22 protein-coding genes are annotated in these 23,473 nt (G+C 69.7%); 11 read left to right on the top strand and 11 right to left on the bottom strand.

All coding sequences use genetic code 11. The features are described from left to right. Window positions 1–63: 63 nt before the first annotated feature. The 3 genes from qcrC to qcrB are packed head-to-tail and all read left to right on the top strand — an operon-like array spanning window position 64 to window position 3,730. A complete protein-coding gene (qcrC, locus tag ACFQS9_RS03785; protein ID WP_378401738.1) occupies window positions 64–915 on the top strand; it encodes a cytochrome bc1 complex diheme cytochrome c subunit in 852 nt (283 codons plus the stop codon). After that, window positions 912–2,048, top strand: a complete 1,137-nt coding sequence (gene qcrA / locus ACFQS9_RS03780; protein ID WP_378401736.1) for a cytochrome bc1 complex Rieske iron-sulfur subunit — start codon at window positions 912–914, stop codon at window positions 2,046–2,048. Before qcrC ends, qcrA begins: the two co-directional genes overlap by 4 nt. Beyond that, window positions 2,045–3,730: a cytochrome bc1 complex cytochrome b subunit gene (gene qcrB, locus ACFQS9_RS03775; protein ID WP_378401735.1), complete on the top strand. Its 1,686-nt coding sequence runs from the start codon at window positions 2,045–2,047 to the stop codon at window positions 3,728–3,730. The genes qcrA and qcrB overlap by 4 nt, the downstream gene beginning before the upstream one ends. Before the next feature lie 125 nt (window positions 3,731–3,855). Here qcrB and ACFQS9_RS03770 read toward each other — a convergent pair whose 3' ends face one another. The 4 genes from ACFQS9_RS03770 to ctaC all read right to left on the bottom strand — a co-directional run bounded on the left by ACFQS9_RS03770 (window position 3,856) and on the right by ctaC (window position 9,077). Beyond that, window positions 3,856–4,767 (bottom strand): LysR family transcriptional regulator, encoded by a 912-nt coding sequence (locus ACFQS9_RS03770; RefSeq protein WP_378401733.1) that lies wholly within the window; start codon window positions 4,765–4,767, stop codon window positions 3,856–3,858. Between the two features lie 205 nt (window positions 4,768–4,972). After that, the gene (locus ACFQS9_RS03765; RefSeq protein WP_378401731.1) at window positions 4,973–7,339 is read right to left on the bottom strand and encodes a sulfatase-like hydrolase/transferase; all 2,367 of its coding nucleotides are present in this window, start codon (window positions 7,337–7,339) and stop codon (window positions 4,973–4,975) included. A gap of 202 nt (window positions 7,340–7,541) precedes the next feature. Continuing rightward, window positions 7,542–7,958 (bottom strand): cytochrome c oxidase subunit 4, encoded by a 417-nt coding sequence (locus ACFQS9_RS03760; protein WP_378401729.1) that lies wholly within the window; start codon window positions 7,956–7,958, stop codon window positions 7,542–7,544. A gap of 48 nt (window positions 7,959–8,006) precedes the next feature. After that, window positions 8,007–9,077: an aa3-type cytochrome oxidase subunit II gene (gene ctaC, locus ACFQS9_RS03755; protein WP_378401727.1), complete on the bottom strand. Its 1,071-nt coding sequence runs from the start codon at window positions 9,075–9,077 to the stop codon at window positions 8,007–8,009. A 204-nt stretch (window positions 9,078–9,281) separates the two neighbouring features. Between ctaC and asnB the strand changes: the two genes are divergently transcribed. Further along, on the top strand, window positions 9,282–11,207 hold the full coding sequence (gene asnB / locus ACFQS9_RS03750) for an asparagine synthase (glutamine-hydrolyzing) (protein ID WP_378401883.1): 1,926 nt from the start codon (window positions 9,282–9,284) through the stop codon (window positions 11,205–11,207). Window positions 11,208–11,280: 73 nt separating this feature from the next. Here the strand turns inward: asnB and ACFQS9_RS03745 are convergent, their stop codons facing one another. The 3 genes from ACFQS9_RS03745 to ACFQS9_RS03735 all read right to left on the bottom strand — a co-directional run bounded on the left by ACFQS9_RS03745 (window position 11,281) and on the right by ACFQS9_RS03735 (window position 14,047). Next, window positions 11,281–12,246, bottom strand: coding sequence for a carbohydrate kinase family protein (locus tag ACFQS9_RS03745; RefSeq protein ID WP_378401725.1), 966 nt, complete (start codon window positions 12,244–12,246; stop codon window positions 11,281–11,283). A 197-nt stretch (window positions 12,247–12,443) separates the two neighbouring features. Next, complete coding sequence (locus ACFQS9_RS03740; RefSeq protein ID WP_378401723.1) at window positions 12,444–12,812, bottom strand: HesB/IscA family protein; 369 nt, start codon at window positions 12,810–12,812, stop codon at window positions 12,444–12,446. Window positions 12,813–12,973: 161 nt separating this feature from the next. After that, window positions 12,974–14,047 carry a glycerate kinase family protein gene (locus tag ACFQS9_RS03735; protein WP_378401721.1) on the bottom strand — a complete coding sequence of 358 codons (1,074 nt, stop codon included), beginning with the start codon at window positions 14,045–14,047 and terminating at the stop codon, window positions 12,974–12,976. 112 nt (window positions 14,048–14,159) lie between these two features. Between ACFQS9_RS03735 and ACFQS9_RS03730 the strand changes: the two genes are divergently transcribed. Then, complete coding sequence (locus tag ACFQS9_RS03730) at window positions 14,160–14,816, top strand: DUF3043 domain-containing protein (protein ID WP_378401719.1); 657 nt, start codon at window positions 14,160–14,162, stop codon at window positions 14,814–14,816. 10 nt (window positions 14,817–14,826) lie between these two features. Here the strand turns inward: ACFQS9_RS03730 and ACFQS9_RS03725 are convergent, their stop codons facing one another. Then, window positions 14,827–15,003 carry a hypothetical protein gene (locus ACFQS9_RS03725; RefSeq protein ID WP_378401717.1) on the bottom strand — a complete coding sequence of 59 codons (177 nt, stop codon included), beginning with the start codon at window positions 15,001–15,003 and terminating at the stop codon, window positions 14,827–14,829. A gap of 84 nt (window positions 15,004–15,087) precedes the next feature. Between ACFQS9_RS03725 and ACFQS9_RS03720 the strand changes: the two genes are divergently transcribed. The 4 genes from ACFQS9_RS03720 to ACFQS9_RS03705 are packed head-to-tail and all read left to right on the top strand — an operon-like array spanning window position 15,088 to window position 18,612. Continuing rightward, window positions 15,088–16,062, top strand: coding sequence for a GlxA family transcriptional regulator (locus ACFQS9_RS03720; protein ID WP_378401715.1), 975 nt, complete (start codon window positions 15,088–15,090; stop codon window positions 16,060–16,062). Between the two features lie 3 nt (window positions 16,063–16,065). Further along, complete coding sequence (locus ACFQS9_RS03715; protein WP_378401713.1) at window positions 16,066–16,638, top strand: bifunctional adenosylcobinamide kinase/adenosylcobinamide-phosphate guanylyltransferase; 573 nt, start codon at window positions 16,066–16,068, stop codon at window positions 16,636–16,638. A 55-nt stretch (window positions 16,639–16,693) separates the two neighbouring features. Next, window positions 16,694–17,839 (top strand): nicotinate-nucleotide--dimethylbenzimidazole phosphoribosyltransferase, encoded by a 1,146-nt coding sequence (cobT, locus tag ACFQS9_RS03710; RefSeq protein ID WP_378401711.1) that lies wholly within the window; start codon window positions 16,694–16,696, stop codon window positions 17,837–17,839. A 14-nt stretch (window positions 17,840–17,853) separates the two neighbouring features. Then, on the top strand, window positions 17,854–18,612 hold the full coding sequence (locus ACFQS9_RS03705) for an adenosylcobinamide-GDP ribazoletransferase (protein WP_378401881.1): 759 nt from the start codon (window positions 17,854–17,856) through the stop codon (window positions 18,610–18,612). Between the two features lie 42 nt (window positions 18,613–18,654). Here the strand turns inward: ACFQS9_RS03705 and ACFQS9_RS03700 are convergent, their stop codons facing one another. Together ACFQS9_RS03700 and gcvT are read right to left on the bottom strand one after the other, a co-directional pair. Beyond that, on the bottom strand, window positions 18,655–19,758 hold the full coding sequence (locus ACFQS9_RS03700; RefSeq protein WP_378401709.1) for a branched-chain amino acid aminotransferase: 1,104 nt from the start codon (window positions 19,756–19,758) through the stop codon (window positions 18,655–18,657). Between the two features lie 32 nt (window positions 19,759–19,790). Beyond that, window positions 19,791–20,891: a glycine cleavage system aminomethyltransferase GcvT gene (gene gcvT, locus ACFQS9_RS03695; RefSeq protein WP_378401707.1), complete on the bottom strand. Its 1,101-nt coding sequence runs from the start codon at window positions 20,889–20,891 to the stop codon at window positions 19,791–19,793. An 83-nt stretch (window positions 20,892–20,974) separates the two neighbouring features. Between gcvT and ACFQS9_RS03690 the strand changes: the two genes are divergently transcribed. Beyond that, window positions 20,975–22,489 (top strand): leucyl aminopeptidase, encoded by a 1,515-nt coding sequence (locus ACFQS9_RS03690; protein WP_378401705.1) that lies wholly within the window; start codon window positions 20,975–20,977, stop codon window positions 22,487–22,489. Window positions 22,490–22,550: 61 nt separating this feature from the next. Here ACFQS9_RS03690 and ACFQS9_RS03685 read toward each other — a convergent pair whose 3' ends face one another. Beyond that, on the bottom strand, window positions 22,551–22,889 hold the full coding sequence (locus ACFQS9_RS03685) for an oxidoreductase (protein ID WP_378401703.1): 339 nt from the start codon (window positions 22,887–22,889) through the stop codon (window positions 22,551–22,553). Between the two features lie 255 nt (window positions 22,890–23,144). Here ACFQS9_RS03685 and ACFQS9_RS03680 point away from each other — a divergent pair. Next, the coding region (locus ACFQS9_RS03680) for a biotin/lipoyl-containing protein (RefSeq protein WP_378401701.1) at window positions 23,145–23,473 on the top strand (329 nt) is incomplete at its 3' end.

The following is a 23,473-nucleotide window of genomic DNA, read 5'->3' as shown; positions in this document are numbered from 1 at the left end:
AAGCTGAACGCAGTTCACAGCCCAAGCCCGTTCAGTCCGTCCCGCGAGACCAAAGGGATACAGATGAGTTCATCCCCCCCTTCAGCAGCCGCCGGTAGCGCGTCTGCCACGAAAGCCCGTCGGCAGCGAAAGTTCCGGCGGCGCGTCACCGGCGCCATGGTCCTGATGATGGGCCTTGTCGGTGCCGGTTTCCTCGCCGCGGCGCTGACACCGACTCCGCAGGTGGCCACCGCGTCGGACGATTCGGCAGCGCTGATCCGCGAGGGCAAGCAGCTCTACGACACGTCCTGCATCACCTGCCACGGCGCGAACCTGCAGGGTGTCCAGGACCGTGGCCCGAGCCTCATCGGCGTCGGCGAGGCGGCCGTCTACTTCCAGGTCTCCTCCGGCCGCATGCCGGCGGTGCGCAACGAGGCCCAGGCCGTTCGTAAGCCACCGAAGTTCGACACCAAGCAGACCGACGCCCTCGGCGCCTACATCCAGGCCAACGGCGGCGGCCCGACCGTGGTCCGCGACGAGAACGGCGAGATCGCCCAGTCCTCGCTGCGTGGCAACGATGTCGCCCGCGGCAGCGAGCTGTTCCGCCTGAACTGCGCCTCGTGCCACAACTTCACCGGTAAGGGCGGCGCGCTGTCCTCCGGCAAGTTCGCGCCCGCGCTGGAGCCGGCTAGCGAGCAGCAGATCTGGCAGGCGATGGCCACCGGTCCGCAGAACATGCCCAAGTTCTCCGACCGGCAGCTGAGCCCGGACGAGAAGCGGGACATCATCGCCTACGTCAAGTCCGCGACCGAGTCCAAGAACCCCGGCGGCTACGGCCTCGGCGGGTTCGGCACCGGCCCCGAGGGCATGGCCATGTGGGTCATCGGAATCGTTGCGGTTGTTGGCGCAGCACTCTGGATCGGAGCAAAGTCATGAGCGACGCCGGTCACGGCGATACGCCTAAGAAGCACACCGAGGAAGAGCTCGCCGCGATGAGTCGCGACGACCTCGTCGAACTCGGTACGAACCTCGACGGCGTCGACGTCGCCTTCCGCCGCGAGCGGTGGCCCGTCGAGGGCACCAAGGCCGAGAAGCGTGCCGAGCGGAGCGTGGCCATCTGGTTCACGATCGCCGGCATCTCCGCCCTGGCGTTCATCGGGATCTACCTCTTCTGGCCCTGGGAGTACAAGGGCATCGGCGAGGAGGGCTACGACGCGTACAACCTGTACACGCCGCTGATCGGCCTCACCATGGGTCTGGCGATCCTCGGTGTCGGAATCGGCGCGGTGCAGTTCACGAAGAAGTTCATCCCCGAAGAGGTCTCCATCCAGGACCGCCACGACGGCGGCTCGTCGGAGCAGGACCGCAAGACCATCGTCGCGGAGCTGAGCGACACGCTCGACACCTCGACCATCGGTCGCCGCAAGCTCATCACCCGCAGCCTCGGCTTCGGTGCGGGCGCCCTCGGCATCATGGCGATCATGCCGCTCGGCGGAATGATCAAGAACCCGTGGGCCAAGGGCGACAAGTCCGACCTGTGGACCTCGGGCTGGACCCCGACGTTCCCCGGCGAGACCATCTACCTGCGTCGCTACACCGGTCGCACCGACGACATCGTCCTGGTTCGCCCGGAGGATCTCGACGCGGGCGCCATGGAGACGGTCTTCCCGTTCCGTGAGTCCGAGCGTGGCGACGAGCGCGCCCTGGCCCACGCCCTCAAGCGCGCCGACAACCCGGTCATGCTCATCCGCCTGCGGACCGAGGATGCGAACCGGGCGGTCAAGCGCAAGGGCCAGGAGAGCTTCAACTTCGGCGACTACTTCGCGTACTCCAAGCTGTGCACGCACCTCGGCTGCCCGACCTCGCTCTTCGAGCAGCAGACCAACCGGATCCTGTGCCCGTGCCACCAGTCGCAGTTCGATGCCCTGCAGTTCGGTAAGCCGATCTTCGGTCCCGCCGCCCGCGCACTGCCGCAGCTGCCGATCACAGTGAACGAAGAGGGTTTCCTGGTCGCCAACGGTGACTTCGTCGAGGCTCTTGGCCCCGGATTTTGGGAGCGTCCGTCATGACAACCACCACAGTTGGCCAGTCCAAGGTCGCGGCACACGCCGCGAAGGCGGGCGAGAACCTCGACTCGCGGTATCACCTCGCGGCCGGCATGCGGCGGCAGATCAACAAGGTCTTCCCGACGCACTGGTCCTTCATGCTCGGCGAGATCGCGCTCTACAGCTTCGTCATCCTGCTCATCTCAGGCGTGTACCTGACGCTGTTCTTCGACCCGTCGATGGCGGAGGTCGTCTACAACGGCGCCTACCAGCCGCTGCGCGGCGTCGAGATGTCCCGGGCGTACGCCACCGCGCTGAACATCTCGTTCGAGGTCCGTGGCGGCCTGTTCGTGCGACAGATCCACCACTGGGCCGCGCTGATGTTCGCCGCGTCGATCATCATCCACCTGCTGCGCATCTTCTTCACCGGCGCGTTCCGGCGTCCGCGTGAGGCGAACTGGGTCATCGGCTGCCTGCTTCTGATCCTGGCGATGTTCGAGGGCTTCTTCGGCTACTCGCTCCCCGACGACCTGCTGTCCGGCACCGGCCTTCGCGCCGCACTGTCCGGCATCACGCTGAGCATCCCGGTGATCGGTACCTGGATGCAGTGGCTGGTCTTCGACGGCGACTTCCCCGGCCAGCTGATCATCCCGCGCCTGTACGTCGCGCACGTGCTGCTGCTGCCCGGCATCATCCTGGCCCTGATCGGCGCGCACCTCGCGCTGGTCTGGTACCAGAAGCACACCCAGTTCCCCGGCCCCGGCCGCACGGAGCAGAACGTCGTGGGCGTCCGCATCCTCCCCGTCTTCGCGATGAAGGGTGGCGCGTTCTTCGCGTTCACCTTCGGCATCCTCGCCCTGATGGGTGGCCTGCTGCAGATCAACCCGATCTGGAACCTCGGCCCGTACAACGCCTCCCAGGTGTCCGCGGGCGTGCAGCCCGACATCTACATGATGTGGACCGACGGCATGGCGCGCCTGTGGCCGGCGTGGGAGATCTACCTGTGGGGCACCTACACGGTCCCGGCGGTGTTCGCGGTCGCGATCATCATGGGCCTGGTGTTCACGGTGCTGATCGCCTACCCGTGGATCGAGAAGAAGTTCACCAAGGACGACGCTCACCACAACCTGCTGCAGCGTCCGCGTGACGTTCCGGTGCGCACCTCGCTCGGCGCGATGGCCCTGATGTTCTACGCCATCCTGACGATCATGTGTGTCAACGACATCATCGCCTTCAAGTTCGACATCTCCCTGAACGCGATGACGTGGATCGGTCGCATCGGCCTGATCCTGCTGCCGCCGCTCGCCTACTTCGTCACCTACCGGTTCTGCCTGGGCCTCCAGCGCAGCGACCGCCAGGTGCTCGAGCACGGCATCGAGACCGGCGTGATCAAGCGTCTGCCGCACGGTGAGTACGTCGAGGTCCACCAGCCGCTCGGACCCGTGGACGACCACGGCCACCCGATCCCGCTGGAGTACCAGGGCGCCGCGATCCCGAAGAAGATGAACAAGCTCGGTTCGGCAGGCAAGCCCGGCTCCGGATCCCTGCTCGTCGCGGATCCGGCCGACGAGGCCGCGGCACTGCTCGCGGCCGAGCACAAGAACGAGCACGACCAGCTGGCGATCCTCAAGGATTACCAGGACAAGGCCCACGGTCACGGCGCGTACGCCGACGACCAGAAGCCGTCCACGGACGGCGGGCACTGACCCCGGTCAGAACCTGACGAAGGCCCCGAACCCACTGGGTTCGGGGCCTTCGTCGTTCCGGCGGCCCGGTGCCCGCACTGCGAACCCCTCCCCCACGGCGCACGCCGGCGTGCGACCGGAGCCGCTCACCCCTCCAGCAACGGGTTCCCCCGCGCCGCCACGAAGTCCTGAGCCGCCTCCGAGAAGGCCCGGATCCGGCTCGTCTGGCCCGCCGCCCGCCAGATCAGCCGCCATTCGAGGGCGGTGCCGTCGACGACCGGCACGTACGTCACGTCCGGGCGCGCGTCGTACCGACTGGCGTGTGTGGGCACCGGGAACACCCCCTGGCCGGCGCCGACCAGCGCCAGCATCTCCTGGACCGTTCCGAAGTCGGGTCCGCGCTCGATGACCTTGCCGCTCGGTGTGGTGCGCGGCACCGTGGCCTCGTCGAGATCGTCCGGAATTCCGCGGGGGCGCAACACCTTCGCACGCGCCAGGTCCTCGACCGTCACCGATGCGCGGCGCGCGAACGGGTGTCGGGCCGACACCGCGAGCGACGGCTGCTCGCGCAGCAGAACCGGGCTCTGTTCGAGCTCCCGCACCTGCCCGACATCGGCCGCCGCGACCAGGCCGTCGATCTCGTCGGCCAACAGCAGCCCGACACCGTCGCTGTAGTGACTCTCCCGAATCCGAACCTGGCAACTGGGGTGCCGCTCGTGGAAGGTGTTCGCGACCTCGAGCACGAACTGTCCGAGCGCGGTCCCGACGAAACCCACCCTCAGCACGCCGTCCAGCCCGCGACCGGCGGCGATCGCCCTGGCGATGCCCTGACGGATCTGCTCGTCCGCGGGCCTGAGGTCCTCCTCGAGCCTTCGACCGATCGGGGTCGGGGTCACCCGGCGGCTGGTCCGTTCGAACAGCGGTGCTCCCACCCGGCGCTCGAGCGCCTTGATGGTCTGGCTGACCCGCGCGGTGGACACGTGCAGACGCTCCGCCGTCCGCCCGAAGTGCAGCTCCTCGGACAGGGTCAGAAAGATCTCGATGTCGCGCCGCTCCATGCGGCAACCCCCTTCGTATAGCCACAGGTTGACGATCTTTGCGCACACTGCCGTTGTTGGCGACCCTCCCCTGAAGGATCGTAAGGGGGACAACAGCTTTCGGCCAGCAAGGAGAGCACCATGTCAGCACCGCACGTGGCCCCTGCCACGTGGACGTACCCGGCCGATCAGGCCGGCACCGGCGGAAAACGGAGCCTGCCTGCCGTCACTGACGGGAGGTAGCGACCCGGATGACCTCCTCCGGGTCGATGAGATGGGAGTGGTCGTCGTCGCCGACCTCGATCTGCACGACGTCGATGCGACCGTTGAACCTGGTCTCTCCCGGATACCCGACGCTGACCGACATCCCGTAGTCGTCGCCGATGTCCGTCGTCTCGTCCGCGGAGAAGATCATCGGCTGGGTCTGCTCGACCCGCCCGGTACCGACGGAGCGGCCATCGTGATACAGGGTGACATCACCACCCTTCGCGAGGCCGCCCCCGTCGTATGCGAACTCGGCGCGAATCTGATGACTACCCGAGGGGATGTCCTCGGTCGCCTCGATCGTGAATTCCCTCATGCCGAGCAGGTTGTAGACGAACGCGGTTCGCCCCTTCTTGACGTACAGGGCCCACCCGCCGAAACGCCCGCCCTGCGCAACGACGACGCCGTTGGTTGCGCCGTTCGTCGACGTCTCGACCGCCGCGGTCACCGAGAACGATCGGTTCTTGATGTCGATGACGCTGTGTTCGCTGAGCCGCTTCATCCCGGGGAACAGCACCTGCTTGTTGCCCGAGACCAGTTGGGGGCGACCGGCGATGGTCGGGTTCAGTCGTTCGAAGCGGCGATCGTCGATCGGCAGCACGTTGTACTTCACGGCCTCGATCAGCCACAGTCGCTGCAATTCGGCGAGCTTCTCGGGCATCTCGGCTGCGAGATCGTGGGCCTGTGTCCAGTCGGTGGTGCCGTCGTAGAGCTCCCACACGTCGTCGTCGAGCGCGGGCAGTACCTCGTTCGGCAGCCAGGGGGTGCTGTGGCGGGTGACCGCGCTCCAGCCCTTGTGGTAGATACCCCGATTGCCGGCCATCTCGAAGTACTGCAGGTCGTGCCGCTCCGGCGCGGCCGCGTCGTTGAAGCTGTAGAGCATGCTGGTGCCCTCGATCGGCGCCTGCTGCACACCGTTGACGAACGTGGGATGGGGCAGCCCGGCGGCCTCGAGCACGGTGGCCGCGACGTCGATGACGTGCGTGAACTGAGAACGGATCTCGCCCTTGCTGCTGATGCCGTCGGGCCAGTGCACGATCGTCCCGTTGCGGGTTCCACCCCAATGCGATGCGACCTGTTTGGTCCACTGGAAGGGCGAGCACATCGCCCAGGCCCAGCCCACCGAATAGTGGTTGTAGGCCTCGGCGGTGCCGAGCTTGTCCTTCATCTCGGCCATGAACTCCGGGGTCTCGATCGCGGCGAGGCCGTTGAAGTTCGCCATCTCGTTGAATGCCCCGTTCAGCGTTCCCTCGGCGGAGGCTCCGTTGTCGCCGATGATGTAGTAGACGAGGGTGTTGTCGAGTGCCCCCATCGCGTCGATCGCGTCGACGACGCGGCCGACGTGGAAGTCGGTGTGCTCGAGGAAGCCCGCATACACCTCCATCTGGCGTTCCAGTACCGGCTTGAGCGCGTCGTCCATGTCGTCCCATACCGGGATCGCGTCGGGCCGATCGGTCAGGTCGGCGCCCTCGGGCACGATCTGGCGCTGCTTCTGCCGATCGAGAATCGATTCACGCTCGGCGTCCCAACCGCCCGCGAACCGGCCCGCGTACTTGTCCGCCCACTCGGCGGGCACGTGGTGCGGCGCGTGGGTGGCGCCGGGGGCGAAGTAGACGAAGAACGGCTTGTCGGGCGCGAGCGCCTTCTGGGTGCGCACCCACTCGATGGCCCGGTCGGCAAGGTCCTCGGTGAGGTGGTAACCCTCCTCGGGCGTCCGGTCCGGCTCGACCGGCGCGAATCCGTCGTACAGCGCCGGGAAGTACTGGTTGTTCTCGCCGCCGATGAACCCGTAGAAGTGCTCGAACCCGCCACCGCCGGAGGGCCAGGCGTCGAACGGGCCGACCGGCGAGGTCTGCCACGGCGGCACCTCGTGGCACTTGCCGAACTGGGCGGTGGAATAGCCGTTGAGTTTCAACGTCATCGGCAACGCGGCCTTGGTGTTCGGTCGGATCCCGCACGAGCCGGGCGCCGAGGTCGCGGTCTCGGTGATCAGGCCCATCCCGACCGAATGGTGGTTGCGGCCGCTGAGCAGCGCGGCCCGGGTCGGCGCACAGAGCGCGGTCGTGTGGAACCGGGTGTAGGTGAGTCCGTCGCGCTGCAGCCTCTCGGCGGTCGGCGTGTGCACTGGTCCCCCGAACGCGCTGCTGGCCCCGTAGCCCACGTCGTCGAGCAGGATCACGAGGACGTTCGGGGCGCCCTCCGGCGGGAGCAGCGGCTCGATCGGTGGAAACGCGGTGTCCGGGTCCTTCGCGTCGTAGGTCGTCAGACCGATGTGCTGCCGGTCCGGAATCGGAAGAACCCCTCGAAACTCGCCCGCTCGATCCACCATGGCTACTCACATTCCGTTGTCATCCATCGGAACGCCCGTCGGCCCCGTGCCGGAACCGCCGACAGCGCCTTGCCAGACCGACGATAGCGCCGACGATGCCGAACGACCGACCGATTGGCAGAGCGAATCGCCTGCCGCAACGGCGAGGGCACCGAACCCCCGCTGGGGATTCGGTGCCCTCGTCGTGCTCAGATGTTGTGGCTCAGTGCTTCTCGGGTCCCACGTGGTACTCGAAGACCAGGCCGACGGCGGAGGCCAGGACCAGCACCACGCCGACCACGATCAGCCACGGCTGGAAGAAGGCCAGCGCGACCGCGGTGAAGGCCGCCGCGAAGGCCAGCACGACCGGCCAGAAGCTACCGGGGCTGAAGAAGCCCAGGTCGCCTGCGCCGTCCGAGATCTCGGCGTCGTCGTAGTCCTCGGGGCGGGTGTCGAGTCGACGCGCCACGAACCGGAAGTAGGTGCCCACGATCAGGGTCAGTCCGGCGGACAGCACGATCGCGGTCAGCCCGGCCCACTCGACGCCGGTGCGGGAGGCGGCGGTGAAGACGCCGTACACGATCGCGACGAGGATGAAAAACACCGTCAAGATCTCAAAGAGCTTGGCTTCGATCTTCATTTCAGCAAGTCCTTCAGCGGTTGATGGGTCTGGGTGCCGTCGGCACTGCTACTGGTATTCGCCCTCGAGGACGGTGGTGGCCTGCCGGTACGTCCGCTCCGTGTTGAACGGCTGCGTGGACGTCGCGACCGGCGACTCGCCGATCTTCGCGAGGGCCTCGGCGGTCGTGAGCGCCTGGCCACCCTCGTCGGCCGGCTTGCGCAGCTCGATGTACTCGGCGAACTTCGCGGGGCTGACCGCGCGGACCTCGAAGTTCATCATCGAGTGGTAGGTGCCGCACATCTCGGCGCAACGGCCGACGAACGCGCCTTCCTTCTCGATCTCGCTGATCTGGAAGACGTTGTCGGAGTGGTTCTGCTCCGGGTTCGGCATCACGTCGCGCTTGAAGAGGAACTCCGGCACCCAGAAGGCGTGGATGACGTCCGCGGCGTTGAGCACGAACTCGATGCGCTTGCCGGTGGGCAGCACGAGGATCGGGATCTCCTCGCTGGATCCGACGGTCTCGATCTTGTCGAAGCGCAGGTAGGAGATGTCGTTGGCGCCCAGGCCCGCGTTCGGCGCCGGGATCTCATGGCCGCGGAGCACCTGCTCCTCGGCCGGGGCCTCGGCGTACGCCTGCGCGGCCACGTCGACACCGTCGTACTTGGCGCCGCCCTCACGCAGATCGATGCTGCGGTATCCGAACTTCCAGTTCCACTGGTAGGCGGTCACATCGACCACCACGTTCGGGTCGTCCTTCTTCTCGTGGACGTAGTTCTGCACGACCACGGTGAAGTAGAAGAGCACGGCGATGATGACGAACGGCACCGCGGTGTAGAAGAGCTCCAGCGGCACGTTGTAGGCCGTCTGCCTGGGGAACTCCGGGGAGTCCTTCTTCTTCCGGTGGAAGATGACCACCCAGAAGGTCAGGCCCCACACAATCACGCCCATGAACAGGGCGGCGATGACCGACCAGGTCCACAGTTCACGCATCCGCTCAGCCTGCGGGGTAATGCCCGACGGCCATCCGAACCGAAGCACCGAATTGTCGATCGAACATCCCGACAGCAGCATGGCAGCAAGGCCCAAAGATGCTGCTAGCCCTGCTCGCCGAAGGATCCGACTCTGCGCCACGTTCACGCCTTCCTGATCGCCGCAATGAATAAGGGCAGCCCCAGCCGGACGCCCGAATACTACGCAGCGTAGACCAAAGCTGACGCCTCTCCACCGTCGGGTCACAACATCACTTCGGCGAGTCTGCGGCATACTCGGCAGAGTTATTCGGCAATCCGCTGCATACCAGTGTGGAGCCTCCCCCAAGAGCGAATTGAGGTAATGGACGCCGTGTGCGGACTGCTCGGGCTACTGACCTCCTCCGGCACCACCGACGACGCGGTCGCCCGCGTCGACTCGGCGATGCACTGCCTGCGCCACCGCGGGCCGGACGAGCACGGTACCTGGAACGACGACGACCTGGTCTTCGGATTCAATCGGCTCTCGATCATCGACATCGAGCACTCGCATCAGCCGCTGCGCTGGGGCCCGCCGGAGAACCCGACCCGGTACGCACTGACCTTCAACGGCGAGATCTACAACTACCTCGAGCTGCGGGCCGAGCTGGCCCGCGACCACGACGCCCAGTTCAACACCGAGGGCGACAGCGAGGCGATCGTCGCGGCGTTCCACTACTGGGGCGCCGACGCGGTCCGCCGGCTGCGCGGCATGTTCGCGTTCGCGATCTGGGACACCGAGACCAAGGACCTGTTCCTGGCCAGGGACCCGTTCGGGATCAAGCCGCTGTTCCTGGCGACGGGCAGCGGCGGCACCGCCTTCGGCAGCGAGAAGAAGAGCCTGCTCGAACTGGCCGAGCTGGTCGGCATCGGCACCGAGCTCGATCCCCGCGCAACCGAGCACTACACGGTGCTGCAGTACGTGCCGGAGCCCGAGACGCTGCACGCCGACATCCGTCGCCTCGAGTCCGGCTGCCACGCCTGGGTCCGCGCGGGCGAGGCGCCGAAGATCACCCGCTACTTCGCGCCGACGTTCCCGGTCAAGCCGTTCGCGGCCGGCACCGAGCAGGCGCGGTACCGGGAGATCGCCGAGGCGCTCGAGGACTCGGTCGCCAAGCACATGCGCGCGGACGTGACCGTCGGCTCGTTCCTGTCCGGCGGCATCGACTCCACCGCCATCGCGGCGCTCGCGATGCGGCACAACCCCAACCTGATCACCTTCACCACCGGGTTCGAGCGCGAGGGTTACTCGGAGGTCGACGTGGCCGCCGAGTCCGCGGCCGCGATCGGTGCCCGGCACATCGTCAAGGTCGTCAGCCCCGCGGAGTTCGCGAATGCGATCCCCGAGATCATCTGGTATCTCGACGACCCGGTCGCCGACCCGGCGCTGGTACCGCTGTACTTCGTGGCCAAGGAGGCCCGCAAGCACGTCAAGGTCGTGCTCTCCGGCGAGGGCGCGGACGAGCTGTTCGGCGGCTACACGATCTACCGCGAGCCGCTCTCACTGAAGCCGTTCGAGTACCTGCCCCGCGGCCTGCGCCGCGCGGCGGGCAAGCTGTCCGAGCGCATCCCCGAGGGCACCCGGGGCAAGAGCCTGCTCAACCGGGGTTCGATGACGCTCGAGGAGCGCTACTACGGCAACGCCCGCAGCTTCAACGACACCCAGCTGCGGGCCGTGCTGCGCGACTTCCGGCCGGAGTGGACGCATCAGGACGTGACGGCGCCGATCTACGCGCAGTCCCGGGACTGGGATCCGGTCGCCCGGATGCAGCACCTGGACCTGTTCACCTGGCTGCGCGGCGACATCCTCGTCAAGGCCGACAAGATGACGATGGCCAACTCGCTGGAGCTGCGGGTGCCGTTCCTCGACACCGAGGTCTTCGACGTCGCCTCGCGGGTGCCGCTGGACCAGAAAATCACGAAGGACACCACCAAGTACGCCCTACGTCAGGCGCTGGAGGGCATCGTCCCGCCGCACGTGCTGCACCGGGCCAAGCTCGGCTTTCCCGTTCCGCTGCGGCACTGGCTGCGCGGCACCGAGCTGTTCGACTGGGCGCACCAGCAGATCGCGGACTCGCAGACCGACCACATCTTCGACAAGGCGGCGGTCGCGGCGATGCTGAACGAGCACCGGGACGGCGGGTCGGATCACAGCCGTCGGCTGTGGACGGTGCTGTGCTTCATGGTCTGGCACGGCATCTTCGTGGAGCAGCGGATCGTGCCGCAGATCCAGGAACCGGTCTACCCGGTCCACGTGTAGAGAGGCGCTGCGCGCTTGTGCGCGGTTGACGAGTCTCAGGACTCGTCAACCGCGCACAGGCGCCGCAGGCGCCTTACTTCAGCAAGGCGCCGATCTCGTCCGCGGCCTCGGTGCCGTAGGCGTCCGCCAGTCGCTTGACGGCGTCGTCGCGGTCGAGGGTCCATTCCTGGGTGCCGACGGTCTCGAGCACCAGCACCGCGACCAGCGAGCCGAGCTGGGCGGAGCGCTCGAGGCTCAACCCCGAGCCCTGCCCGACGAGGAATCCGGCGCGGAAGGCGTCGCCGACGCCGGTGGGGTCGACCTTCGCCTTCTCCGGCACGACGCCGACGCGGACCCAGTTGCCCTCGCGGTCCACGATCTCGACGCCCTTGGACCCGAGCGTGGTGACCCGCAGCCCCACCTGCTCGGCCACCTCGGCCTCGGTGAGCCCGGTCTTCTGCAGCAGCAGGCCCCACTCGTACTCGTTCGTGAACAGGTACTTCGCCCCGCCGATCAGTTCCTTCGCCTCCGCGCCGGACAGTCGCGCGAGCTGCTGCGAGGGATCGGCCGCGAACGGCAGACCCAACTCGCGACACTGCTCGGTGTGCCGGATCATCGCGGCGGGGTCGTTGGCGCCGATCAGGACCAGCTCGAGGCCCTCGACCAGTCCGGCTAGGGAGATCTCCCTGGCCTCGCTCATGGCACCCGGGTAGAACGACGCGATCTGCGCCATGTCCTCGTCGGTGGTGCACACGAAACGCGCGGTGTGCGCGGTCTCGGAGACGTGGACGGAGTCGCAGTTCACGCCCGCGGACTCGAGCCACGCGCGGTACTCGGCGAAGTCGGCGCCGACCGCGCCGACGAGCAGCGGGGTGCCACCGAGCACGCCCATGGCGTACGCGATGTTGCCGCCGACGCCGCCGCGCCGCACCACCAGGTCGTCGACCAGGAAGCTCAGCGAGATGTGGCTGAGCTGGTCGGCGAGGAGCTGGTCGGCGAAGCGCCCGGGGAACCGCATCAGGTGATCGGTGGCGATGGAGCCGGTGACCGCAATTGTCACGCGCAGGGACCTTTCAGTTCGTCGATGCCGCGGCATTCGGTGCCGCAAAAGGCCCACGGTACCCGGCACGCCGCCGGCGCCGCGACAACAGCGTCCGGCCGGGTCGCCCCCGGAGACGACTCTGACGCGGGCCCCGAGGGGCACCGCGTCAGAGGTGTGTCGACGAACTCACGCGACCGGTGGGTCGCGGGGGTCGATCAGTTGAACGAGTCTCCACAGGCGCAGGAGCCGGTGGCGTTCGGGTTGTCGATCGTGAAGCCCTGCTTCTCGATGGTGTCGACGAAGTCGATGGAGGCGCCCTCGACGTACGGCGCACTCATCCGGTCGACCGCGAGGCTGACGCCACCGAACTCGACGATCAGGTCGCCGTCGAGGTTCCGGTCGTCGAAGAACAGCTGGTAACGCAGTCCGGCGCAGCCGCCCGGCTGCACGGCGATGCGCAGCGCGAGGTCGTCGCGACCTTCCTGGTCGAGCAGCGCCTTCGCCTTCGACGCAGCGGCGTCGGTCATGGTGACCTTGTGCGCTTCCGTCTGGACCGGGGCTGTCGTCTCGTTCTGCACAGTCATGGGCTCTCCCTGTTCGCTCGTACAAACCCGTGAACGCTTCAACGGTACTCTGCCGTGCAGTATTCCTGACGGCTCCGACGCCGTGAACGGCGCCGTCGGGTTGTTCCGGTCCGGGTCTGTGTCCAGTGTGCCGCGCCCCGCCCCGAACGCGCCACCGGCGGTCACCCTCCCTCGGGCCATCGCCGGGCCACCCGCGCGGTGAGCGCACGGAGCTGGCCGGCCGCGTCCGACATCGCCAGGCCCACCGATCCCGCATGGTCGGCCACCGAGTACACCGCGCGCAGGCCCGCGGCCTCGGCCGCGCCGGCCTCGAGCCACACCTGCCCCGCGATCACCACGGTCGGCACCCGGTGCCGGCCCGCGGCCTCGGCGAGGGCGATCACCACTTTGCCGCGCAGCGATTGGTGGTCGAACCGGCCCTCCCCCGTGAGCACCAGATCGGCGGACGCCAGCAGCGCCTCCTGCCCGGTGTGCGCCGCGACCACCGCGGCCCCGGATTCCCTCGTCGCGCCGAGCGCCAGCAGTGCCGCGCCGATCCCGCCTGCCGCGCCCGCCCCCTCCGCGTCGGCCACGCGGGTGCCGGTGGCCGCCTCCAGCACCCTCGACCACTCCGTGTTGCGGCGCTCCAGCAGCTCGACGGCCGCCGCGTCCGCCCCCTTCTGCGGCCCGAACACCGCGGCCGCGCCGTGCTCGCCGAGCAGCGGGTTCCGCACGTCGGTGGCGGCGACCAGACGGATCCCCGCCAGCCGCGCTCGCGCGGAGGCGACCGCGGCGCCGTCGGCCCCGCTCCCGAGCACCTCGACCAGTCCCCTGCCACCGTCGGTGCAGCCGCTGCCGCCGAGGCCGATCACCACCGTGGTCGCACCCGCGTCCACGGCCGCGGCGATCAGCTGCCCGACGCCGCGGCTGTGCGCGGCGACCGCGGTGCGGGGCGTCGGCGGCCCGCCGAGCAACGCCAGCCCGCACGCCTGTGCCGACTCGATGTAGGCGGTGTCCCCGGCCGCGAGCCACCGCGCCCGCACCGGCGTGCCGAGCGGACCCTCGACCGTCACGGCCTCCGGCTCGCCGATCCGGGCCGCGAGCACATCGACGAATCCGGGCCCGCCGTCGGACTGCGGCGCCACCACGAGCTCGTCCTCGGGTCTGTCCACCGACCAGCCGGCCGCCATCGCCGCGGCCGCCTGCACCGCGGTGAGGGTGTCGCCGAACGAATCCGGGGCGATCAGCACGCGCATCGGCCGAGTGTAGGACCGGGGCCGCCGTCCGGCAGCGCGCCGACGAGCGTCCCGCGACAACCCCCGCGGGACGGGCGCGAATCGCCGGGCACCCGGCAAGTAACCTGGAGGGGTGAAGCTGCTGCGCCGAGGAAACTCCGACACCCCCGACAACGGCGACCACGAGGTCGTCGAGTCGACCGCGGTCGAACCGACCACCTCGTCCGAGACCGAGGGCAAGGGGCGGCCGACGCCGAAGCGGCGCGAGGCGGAGGCCAGGCGACGCGGTCCGGTCGCGCCCGCACCGCTCACCGCCAAGGAGGCGCGAGCACGCCGCAAGCAGAACCAGGGCAGCAAGGAAGAGCGCAAGCAGGCGGCCGCGGAGCGTCGCGCGACCGCCGCCGACCGACGCGCCCGGATGCTCGCGGGCGAGGACAAGTACCTGCTGCCGCGCGACAAGGGGCCCGTGCGCGCCTACGTCCGCGACCTCGTCGACTCCCGCAGGCACCTGGTCGGGCTGTTCATGCCGCTCGCCCTGCTGCTGATCATGGCGATGTTCCTGAACCCCGCCATCCAGTCGATCGTCACGCTGGGCATGCTGGTGCTGATGCTGTTCATGCTGGCCGAGGGGTACATCATGGGGCGCACCATCAATCGGCAGGTGCGGGAGAAGTTCCCCGACACCGCGGACGGCGGCCTCAAGCTCGGCTGGTACGCGTTCGTCCGGGCCTCCCAGATCCGGAAGATGCGGGCGCCGCAGCCCCGGGTCTCCCCCGGCGCCGCCGTCTAGTCGACACCCCTCAGCTGTGCGGCGCCCGGTGCCGCACGGCCTGGAGGTCGGCGAACATCCGTTCGGCATCCCGATCGACGACGTTCGCCGAACCCGAGGCGCTGCCGGACCGGCCGCGACGGCCGACCGCCACAAAGACTCCCTGTAGCGCGATCATCAGCAGGACGAGCGCAATGAATGTGGTCATGGCTGTTATTTTGCGACCATAGATTTGCCGCCAACAGTGGCAGCAATGACATACTTCGTCAATATCGCGCCATAGACTGTTCTCATGCTGTCCTCGGTCGCGGTGCTCCTCGTCGATCATGCCGCCATGTTCGAGTTCGGCGTGGTCTGCGAGGTGTTCGGCATCGACCGCACCGCGGTGGGCCTGCCCGCCTTCGACTTCCGGGTCTGCGGCCCGGAGGCGGGCGTGCCCCTGGCGTCCGTCACCCCCGGCATCACCATCACCCCCGAACGCGGACTCGACGGACTGCGCGGGGCGGACCTGGTCGCGATCCCGGCCTCCGCGACCCGCACCGACTTCCCGCCCACGGTGGTCGCGGCGCTGCGGGAGGCCGCCGACGCGGGCGCCACCGTGCTCACGGTCTGCTCCGGCGCGTTCCTGGCGGGGGCGGCCGGGTTGCTCGACGGCCGCAGGTGCACCACCCACTGGGTCCACGCGCACGAGCTGGCCCGCGCCTTTCCCGCCACCACCGTCGACCCGGACGTCCTGTTCGTCGACGAGGGCAACCTCATCACCAGCGCGGGCACTGCCGCCGGGATCGACGCCTGCCTGCACCTGGTCCGGCGCGAACTCGGCAGCGCCGTCGCCAACACCATCGCGCGGCGAATGGTGGTACCGCCGCAACGGGAGGGCGGCCAGCGTCAGTTCATCGAGCGGGCGGTGGTCGACTGCACGAACGACAGCATCACCGACACCCTGCGATGGATGAGCGAACACCTCGACGCCGCCCACAGCATCGAGAGCCTGGCCGCGCGGTCCTCGATGTCGACCCGCACGTTCGCGAGGAAGTTCGCGGCCGAGACCGGGACGACCCCGGTGAAATGGCTGACCACACAACGGGTGTTGATGGCACAGCATCTCCTCGAGGAGACCGGCTACGGACTCGAGGAGATCGCGGGCCGCTGCGGATTCGGTTCCGGCGCGCTGCTGCGCCACCACTTCCACCGGCAGGTCGGGCTGGCACCCGCCGCCTACCGCCGACGGTTCGGCGCCCGGACCCCGGCCGTTGGTACCGTCTAGCCCGTGCCGTCCCCCGCCCCGCCGCCTCCGCCGCTGCGCACCCTCGTGCTCGGCGGGGCCAGATCGGGGAAATCCGGCCATGCCGAGGCGCTGATGGGCGGGCCGTCGACCGCTCCCGCACCGACCCCGGTCCGCTACATCGCGACCGCCCGCCTCGATCCCACCGACACCGACTGGGAGCAGCGGATCGAGGCACACCGGACCCGCCGACCGCGCGAATGGGACACCGTCGAGAGCGCGGCAGGCGCCGGACTCGCCGAGCTCCTGCGCGCCGACCCCACCCCGACCATGGTCGACGACCTGGGCACCTGGCTGACCGCCGAGATGGACGCGGCGGACGCCTGGGACAGCCCGCGGGGCACCCTCGCCCCGCGCATCGACGACCTGGTCGACGCGGTCGCGCACCATCGCGGCAGACTCGTCCTGGTCAGCCCGGAGGTCGGCCTCGGCGTGATCCCGGAGACCCGGTCCGGTCGACTGTTCCGCGACGAGATCGGCGCACTCAACGCGAGGATGGCCCAGGTCTGCGACGAGGTGCTGCTCGTGGTCGCCGGACTGGCGACCAGACTCAAGTGACACCATTCTCGAGCGACACGTTCAAGCGACACCCCGCTGAAGTGAGAGGTCAACTGTGACAACCGAATCGGGCACCCCGACCGAGGCGACCTTCGACGCGGTCACGCCCCCCGACCCCGCCGTGGCGGCCCAGGCCGACGCCCGCCAGCAACAGCTGACCAAGCCCGCGGGCTCGCTCGGACGGCTCGAGGCCCTCGGCGGCTGGGCGGCGGCCTGCCAGGGTCAGTGCCCGCCCCGGCCGTTCGGTCGCCCTCGGGTGGTGGTGTTCGCGGGCGACCACGGCGTCACCGCGCACGGGGTGTCCGCGTACCCCGCCGAGGTGACCGCGCAGATGGTGGCGAACTTCCAGGCCGGCGGCGCGGCGGTGAATGCGCTCGCCGCCACGACGGGGGCCGGGGTCCGGGTGGTGGACATCGCCGTCGCGACCGACACCGACGCCACCGTCTCCACCCACAAGGTCCGGCGCTCCAGCGGTTCCATCGACCGCGAGGACGCGCTCAGCGAGGCGGAGACGCTGCGGGCCATCGCCGCCGGGCGCGCGATCGCCGACGAAGAGGTCGACGCGGGCGCCGACCTGCTCATCGCGGGCGAGATGGGGATCGGCAACACCACCCCCGCGACGGTGTTGATCGCCGCGCTGACCAACACCGAACCGGTCGCCGCGGTCGGTCGCGGCACCGGCGTCGACGACGCCGGTTGGAGCCGGAAGACCGCGGCCATCCGCGACGCGATGCGGCGGGTGCGGCCCGTCACCGCCGACCCGGTGGCGCTGCTGCGGGTGGGCGCGGGGGCCGACCTGGCGGCGATGGCGGGGTTCCTGGCCCAGGCCGCGCTGCGCCGGACCCCCGTCATCCTCGATGGCGTCGTGGTGACGGCTGCGGCCATGGTCGCGCAGGACCTCGCTCCCGGCGCCCGCGAATGGTGGGTCGCCGGCCACCGGTCCACCGAACCAGCCCACTCCATCGCCCTCAAGCACCTGCAGCTCGAGCCGATCCTCGAGCTGGGCATGCGACTCGGTGAGGGTTCCGGCGCGCTCGTCGCCCTCCCGGTCCTCCAGTCCGCGGTCGCGACGCTGGCGAACATGGCGACGTTCGCCGACGCCGGCGTGAGCACCGAATCCGACTCGACCGAATCCGGGGAAGACGCAACGGTTTCCGCGGCGGGCGACGACGATCGCGAGTCCGGCGCCGAGGCGCGCTGACGGTGGGCGCCGCGCTGGGCGGGATCCGGCTCGCCCTGTCCTGGCTGACGGTGCTGCCCGCGCGCCACGATCCCGACGCCCGGGCGATCGACCGGGTCGCGGGCCGTCGGGCCATCGCCGCGACCCCGGTGGTCGGGCTGCTGCTCGGCGCCACCTGCGCCGGCCTGCTCTGGTTGCTGCTCGCGGCCTCGCTCGATCCCGCCCTGGCCGGGCTGGTCGCGGTGACGGCACTGGCCCTGCTCACCCGCGGCATGCACGTCGACGGGCTGGCCGACACCGTCGACGGGCTCGGCTGCTACGGACCGCCCCCGCGCGCGCTCGAGGTGATGCGCAGCGGGGGCATCGGCCCCTTCGGCGTGGTCGCCCTCATCGTCTGCATCGGCGCGCAGGCACTCTCGTTCGGCTCGCTGGCCCAGTCCGGGCAGTGGATCGCGATCGGCGTCGCGGTGGCGGCGGGCCGGGTGGCGGTCGTGCTCTCCTGCCGGCGCGGGGTACCGGCGGCCGGCCCCACCGGGTTCGGCGCGCTGGTGGCGGACAGCCAGGGCCGATGGTCGTGCGCCCTGTGGGCTCTGGCGCTCGCCGCCGCCGCCGTGTACGCGGTGCCCGGACGCTGGTGGCAGGGCCCGGTGGTGGTGCTCGCGGCGCTCGCCCTCACGGCTGTGCTGACCCGGCACTGCGTCCGCCGGTTCGGCGGCATCACCGGGGACGTGCTCGGCGCGGCGGTCGAGGTGGCGGTGACGGTGGTCGCCGCTGGGTTCGTGCTCGGCGGCTGAGCACGACCCCCGTGGCGAACAACGCCTACCCCGTGGCGGCGCTCAGGCCAGGGTGGACATCCACCCGTGCGTATCGGCGAACGTGCCGCGCTGGATCCCGGTGAGGGTGTCGCGCAGGGCCATCGTGACCTCGCCCGGCTCGCCGTCGCCGATGGTGAACTCACCCGCCGCCGACTTCACCGTGCCGACCGGGGTGATGACCGCGGCGGTGCCACAGGCGAACACCTCGGTGATCTCGCCGGAGGCCGCCTTCTCGCGCCACTCGTCGGTGCTGATCTTGCGCTCCTCGACCGCGAACCCCGCGTCGGCGGCCAGCGTCAGGAGCGAGTTCCGGGTGATGCCGGGCAACAGCGCACCGGACAGCTCCGGGGTCACCAGGCGGGCGGACGAGCCGGACCCGAAGACGAAGAACAGGTTCATCCCGCCCATCTCCTCGACGTAGCGGCGCTCGTTCGCGTCCAGCCACACCACCTGGTCGCAGCCCTCGTCGGCCGCCTGCGCCTGCGCGACCAGCGAGGCCGCGTAGTTGCCCGCGAACTTCGCCGCACCGGTACCGCCGGGGGCCGCGCGCACGTACTCGGTGGACAACCACACGCTCACCGGCTTGACCCCGCGCGGGAAGTACGCGCTCGCGGGCGAGGCGATCAGGAGGTAGCGGTACTCGGTGGCCGGGCGCACGCCGAGCCCCACCTCGGTCGAGATCATGAACGGGCGCATGTACAGCGAGTCCTCACCGCCCGCCGCGGGCACCCAGTCCCGGTCGACCGCAAGCAGTTCCGTGACGGATGCGACGAACAGGTCGTCCGGCAGCTCCGGCATCGCGATCCGGCGGGCCGAGGCGCGCAACCGGTCCGCGTTCGCCGTCACCCGGAACGAGGCGATGGACCCGTCCTGCTGACGGTAGGCCTTGAGCCCCTCGAAGATCGCCTGCCCGTAGTGCAGCACCATCGCCGCGGGGTCGAGCTCGAGCGGACCGTACGGCCGGACCGTCGGGCTGTGCCACCCGACGCCCTCGGTGTAGTCGATCGTGACCATGTGATCGGTGAAGAACTTCCCGAAGCCGGGCGCAGCCAGCACCTGATCGCGCTCCGCGGCGGTGGCGGGCGAGGGGTGCGGGATGCGCGTGAACTCGAGAACACCAGTCATGGCCAGGATCCTATCGAACAGGGTGAGGGCGGTTACTTCGTGTGGACGGGGACGAACGGCGGGTTGACGACCTCGCAGCGCAACGCCCTGCCGCGCACGTCGACCTCGATCTGATCGCCCGCTCCGACCCCCGCATCCGAATCGAGCAGCGCAAGGGCGATACCGACCTTGAGGGTGGGCGAGAAGGTGCCCGAGGTGGTCTCCCCGATCGGCGAACCGTCGCGCATCACGGTCTGACCCTGACGCAGCACGCCGCGGTCGAGCGCCTTGATGCCCCACATCTTGCGGGCGGGGCCGGCCTCCTTCTCGGCGACGAGCGCGGCGCGACCCCAGAACTGCGGCTTCTGCCACCCGATCGCCCAGCCGCAGCGCGCCTGCAGCGGCGAGATCTCCGTCGACAGTTCGTGACCGTGCAGCGGGTAGCCGGCCTCGGTGCGCAGGGTGTCGCGGGCGCCGAGGCCTGCGACCTCGCCGCCCGCCGCACGGACCTCGGCGACGAGCGCACGGAAGACCTTCTCGCAGTCGCCCCACGCGGGCAGCAGTTCGTAGCCGTGCTCACCGGTGTACCCGGTGCGGCACACCCGGACGGTGACGCCCCCGAATTCCGCATCGGCAAACGCCATGTAGTCCATGTCCGACGGAAGACCCAGCGCGGCAAGAATTTCCGGGGACTTCGGCCCCTGCACGGCGAGCACTCCGAACTCGCGATGCTGGTCGGTCACCGTGATCCCGGCGGGCGCCTTGGCCGCCAGCTCCGCGACGACGGCGGCGGTGTTGGCGGCGTTCGGGACGAGAAAGACCTCCTCGTCGCTGACGTAGTAGACGATCAGATCGTCGGTGACGCCGCCGGTCTCGGTGGCGCACAACGTGTACTGGGCCCGGCCGGGTCCGATCTTGCCGAGATCGTTGGTGAGAGAGGCGTTCACGAACTCCGCCGCGCCGGGCCCCGCGACCAGTGCCTTGCCCAGGTGGCTGACGTCGAAGACGCCGACGCTCTCGCGGACCGCGGTGTGCTCGGCCACCACACCCGCGTAGGAGACCGGCATCTCCCAGCCGCCGAAGGGGGCGAAGGTGGCACCCAGTTCGGCGTGCACCGCGCGGAGGGGGCCCTGCAAGAGTTCTGCGTCGCTCATGGGCGTCCACGCTAGCCGACCGGGGCACCGCCGCCGCACTAGAGTTGGCGCGCAGTTGTTCACCAACAGATCAGGAGATCGACGTGAGTGCCGCCAAGCCCACCACCTCACCCCTCGGCCCCGAGCTCGCGCTGGCCGGATCCATCGCCGAATCGGTGGAGGTCCTCGTCATCGGCCTGACGACGGGAACCGACGGCCCGGAGGCCTCGGTCGGCGACGCACTCGACGACGCGACCGCCGAGGCCGTGCTCGCCGGTTTGATCGCGGTGGGGGCCACCGGCAAGGCCGAGGAGCTGACCAGGATCCCGGCGCCCGCGGGCTCGGGCGTCGCCAGCATCCTGGCGGTGGGACTCGGCGACCCCGACGATGTCGACGCCCAGCGGATCCGCGAGTGCGCGGGCGTCGCGGCCCGCGCCCTGGCCGGGACCACCGTCGCGGCCACCACGCTGTCCGCCCTCGACCTCGGCGCGGCGGCGGAGGGCTTCTCGCTCGGCGCCTACACCTTCACCCGGTTCAAGTCGGCCAAGTCGGCGCCGAAGGACAACGGAAAGCCGCTCGCCCGCGTGGAGTTGCTCGTCGAGGAGCCCTCGGCCCAGGAGGCTGCGAGCACCCTCGCCCGGTCCGCGGCGATCGCGGAGGCCGTCGCCACCGCGCGCGAGTTCGTGAACACCCCGCCGAGCCACCTCTACCCGGCGGAGTTCGCCGCCCGCGCAAAGGCGCTCGGCACGGCAGCCGGACTCAAGGTGGAGATCCTCGACGAGAAGGCGCTCGAGAAGGGCGGCTACGGCGGCATCCTCGGTGTCGGCAAGGGTTCCTCGCGACAGCCGCGGCTGGTCCGGCTCACCTACAAGGGCGCAGGCGGGAAGTCGGTGGCCCTGGTCGGCAAGGGCATCACCTTCGACACCGGCGGCATCTCGATCAAGCCGGCGGCGGGCATGGAGAACATGACCTCCGACATGGGCGGCGCGGCGGCCGTCGTCGCGACGGTCGTGCTGGCGGCCAAGCTCGGACTGAAGGTCGGCGTCGACGCCTGGGTGCCGATGGCCGAGAACATGCCCTCGAGCACCGCGCAGCGCCCGGGCGACGTGCTCACCCAGTACGGCGGCACCACGGTCGAGGTGATCAACACCGACGCCGAGGGCCGGCTGATCCTGGCCGACGCGATCGTTCGGGCCTGCGAGGAGAAGCCCGACTACCTGATCGACACCGCCACCCTGACCGGCGCGCAGATGGTGGCGCTGGGCAACCGCACCCCCGGCGTCATGGGCACCGACGAGTTCCGCGACCGGGTGGCGCGGATCTCGCAGGAGATCGGCGAGAACGCCTGGGCGATGCCCCTGCCCGCCGAGCTGCGCGCGGACCTGAACTCGAAGGTCGCGGACCTCGCGAACGTCACCAACCACCGATGGGGCGGCATGCTGGCGGCCGCGATCTACCTCAAGGAGTTCGTCGCCGAGGGCGTGCAGTGGGCGCACATCGACGTGGCCGGACCGGCATACAACACCGGCGGGCCGTTCGGCTACACGGGCAAGGGCGGCACCGGGGTCCCGGTGCGGACGATGATCGGCGTCCTCGAGGACATCGACGAGCAGGGCTGACGCCCCGTGAGTCTTTCCGGCCCCTCCGCGGGCCGGAAAGACTCACGGGCGGCGCAGCCGCCTACGCCTCGCGGGCGCGGTTGCGCAGGATCTTCTGCCGGGCGTCGTAGTCGCGCATCCGCTGCGGATACCCGGTCTTGTGAACGTCGTAGACGGGGATGTGCAGATCCTCGCCGAGGCGGCGCGCCCCGTGCACCCCGCCGACCGGGCGTCGCGTCCATTCCCCGTCGTTCGCGACGAGCACGACCGTGACCGGCGTGACGGTGGTCTGCGGCTCGACATAGGCCTCGACACCGGTGTGGGTGTGCGCCCAGTTCGCCAGGTACTGGGCGTCGGCCCCGTGTTTGCCGTGCCGACCGGAACCCGCCCGTCCCCTCGAGAGCCTGCTGAAAAGACCCACGTCCAACCTCCTCCCACCGTGGCGCGACCGCCCGTTCTGTCCAGTTTCAAGTTTGCCAGGACTTGCTGAGAGGCGAATGTGGAACATGTGACCAGGCCCTCATACGACGGCCGAAAACGATCAATGACAGGATGGGGACCGCGAGGTTCCCGGTTGCAACACGCCCCGTGGACCCGGAACGACACGCACAATGGATTTCGACCACAAGTCGGCAAAACTCAACAACCCGAACACAACTGTCGAGGAGTCAAAAGCATGGCCTTCTCCGTCCAGATGCCAGCTCTTGGTGAGAGCGTTACCGAGGGGACTGTCACGAGGTGGCTCAAGCAGGAAGGAGACACGGTCGAAGTCGACGAGCCCTTGCTCGAGGTCTCCACTGACAAGGTCGACACCGAGATCCCTTCCCCGGTGGCAGGCGTGCTGACCAAGATCGTCGCGCACGAAGACGAGACCGTCGAGATCGGCGGAGAGCTCGCGGTGATCGGCGCGGCGGGAGAAGCAGCCCCGGCCGCGCCCGCAGCCGCCCCGGAGCCCGCCGCACCCGCGCCCGCAGCCGCCCCGGCCGCGCCCGCAGCACCGGCACC

The organism is Rhodococcus daqingensis, assembly GCF_042665615.1.
Lineage (GTDB): Bacteria > Actinomycetota > Actinomycetes > Mycobacteriales > Mycobacteriaceae > Rhodococcus_G > Rhodococcus_G daqingensis.
Note: the sequence above shows the minus strand (reverse complement) of the source record. Positions and strands in the feature narration are given on the sequence as shown.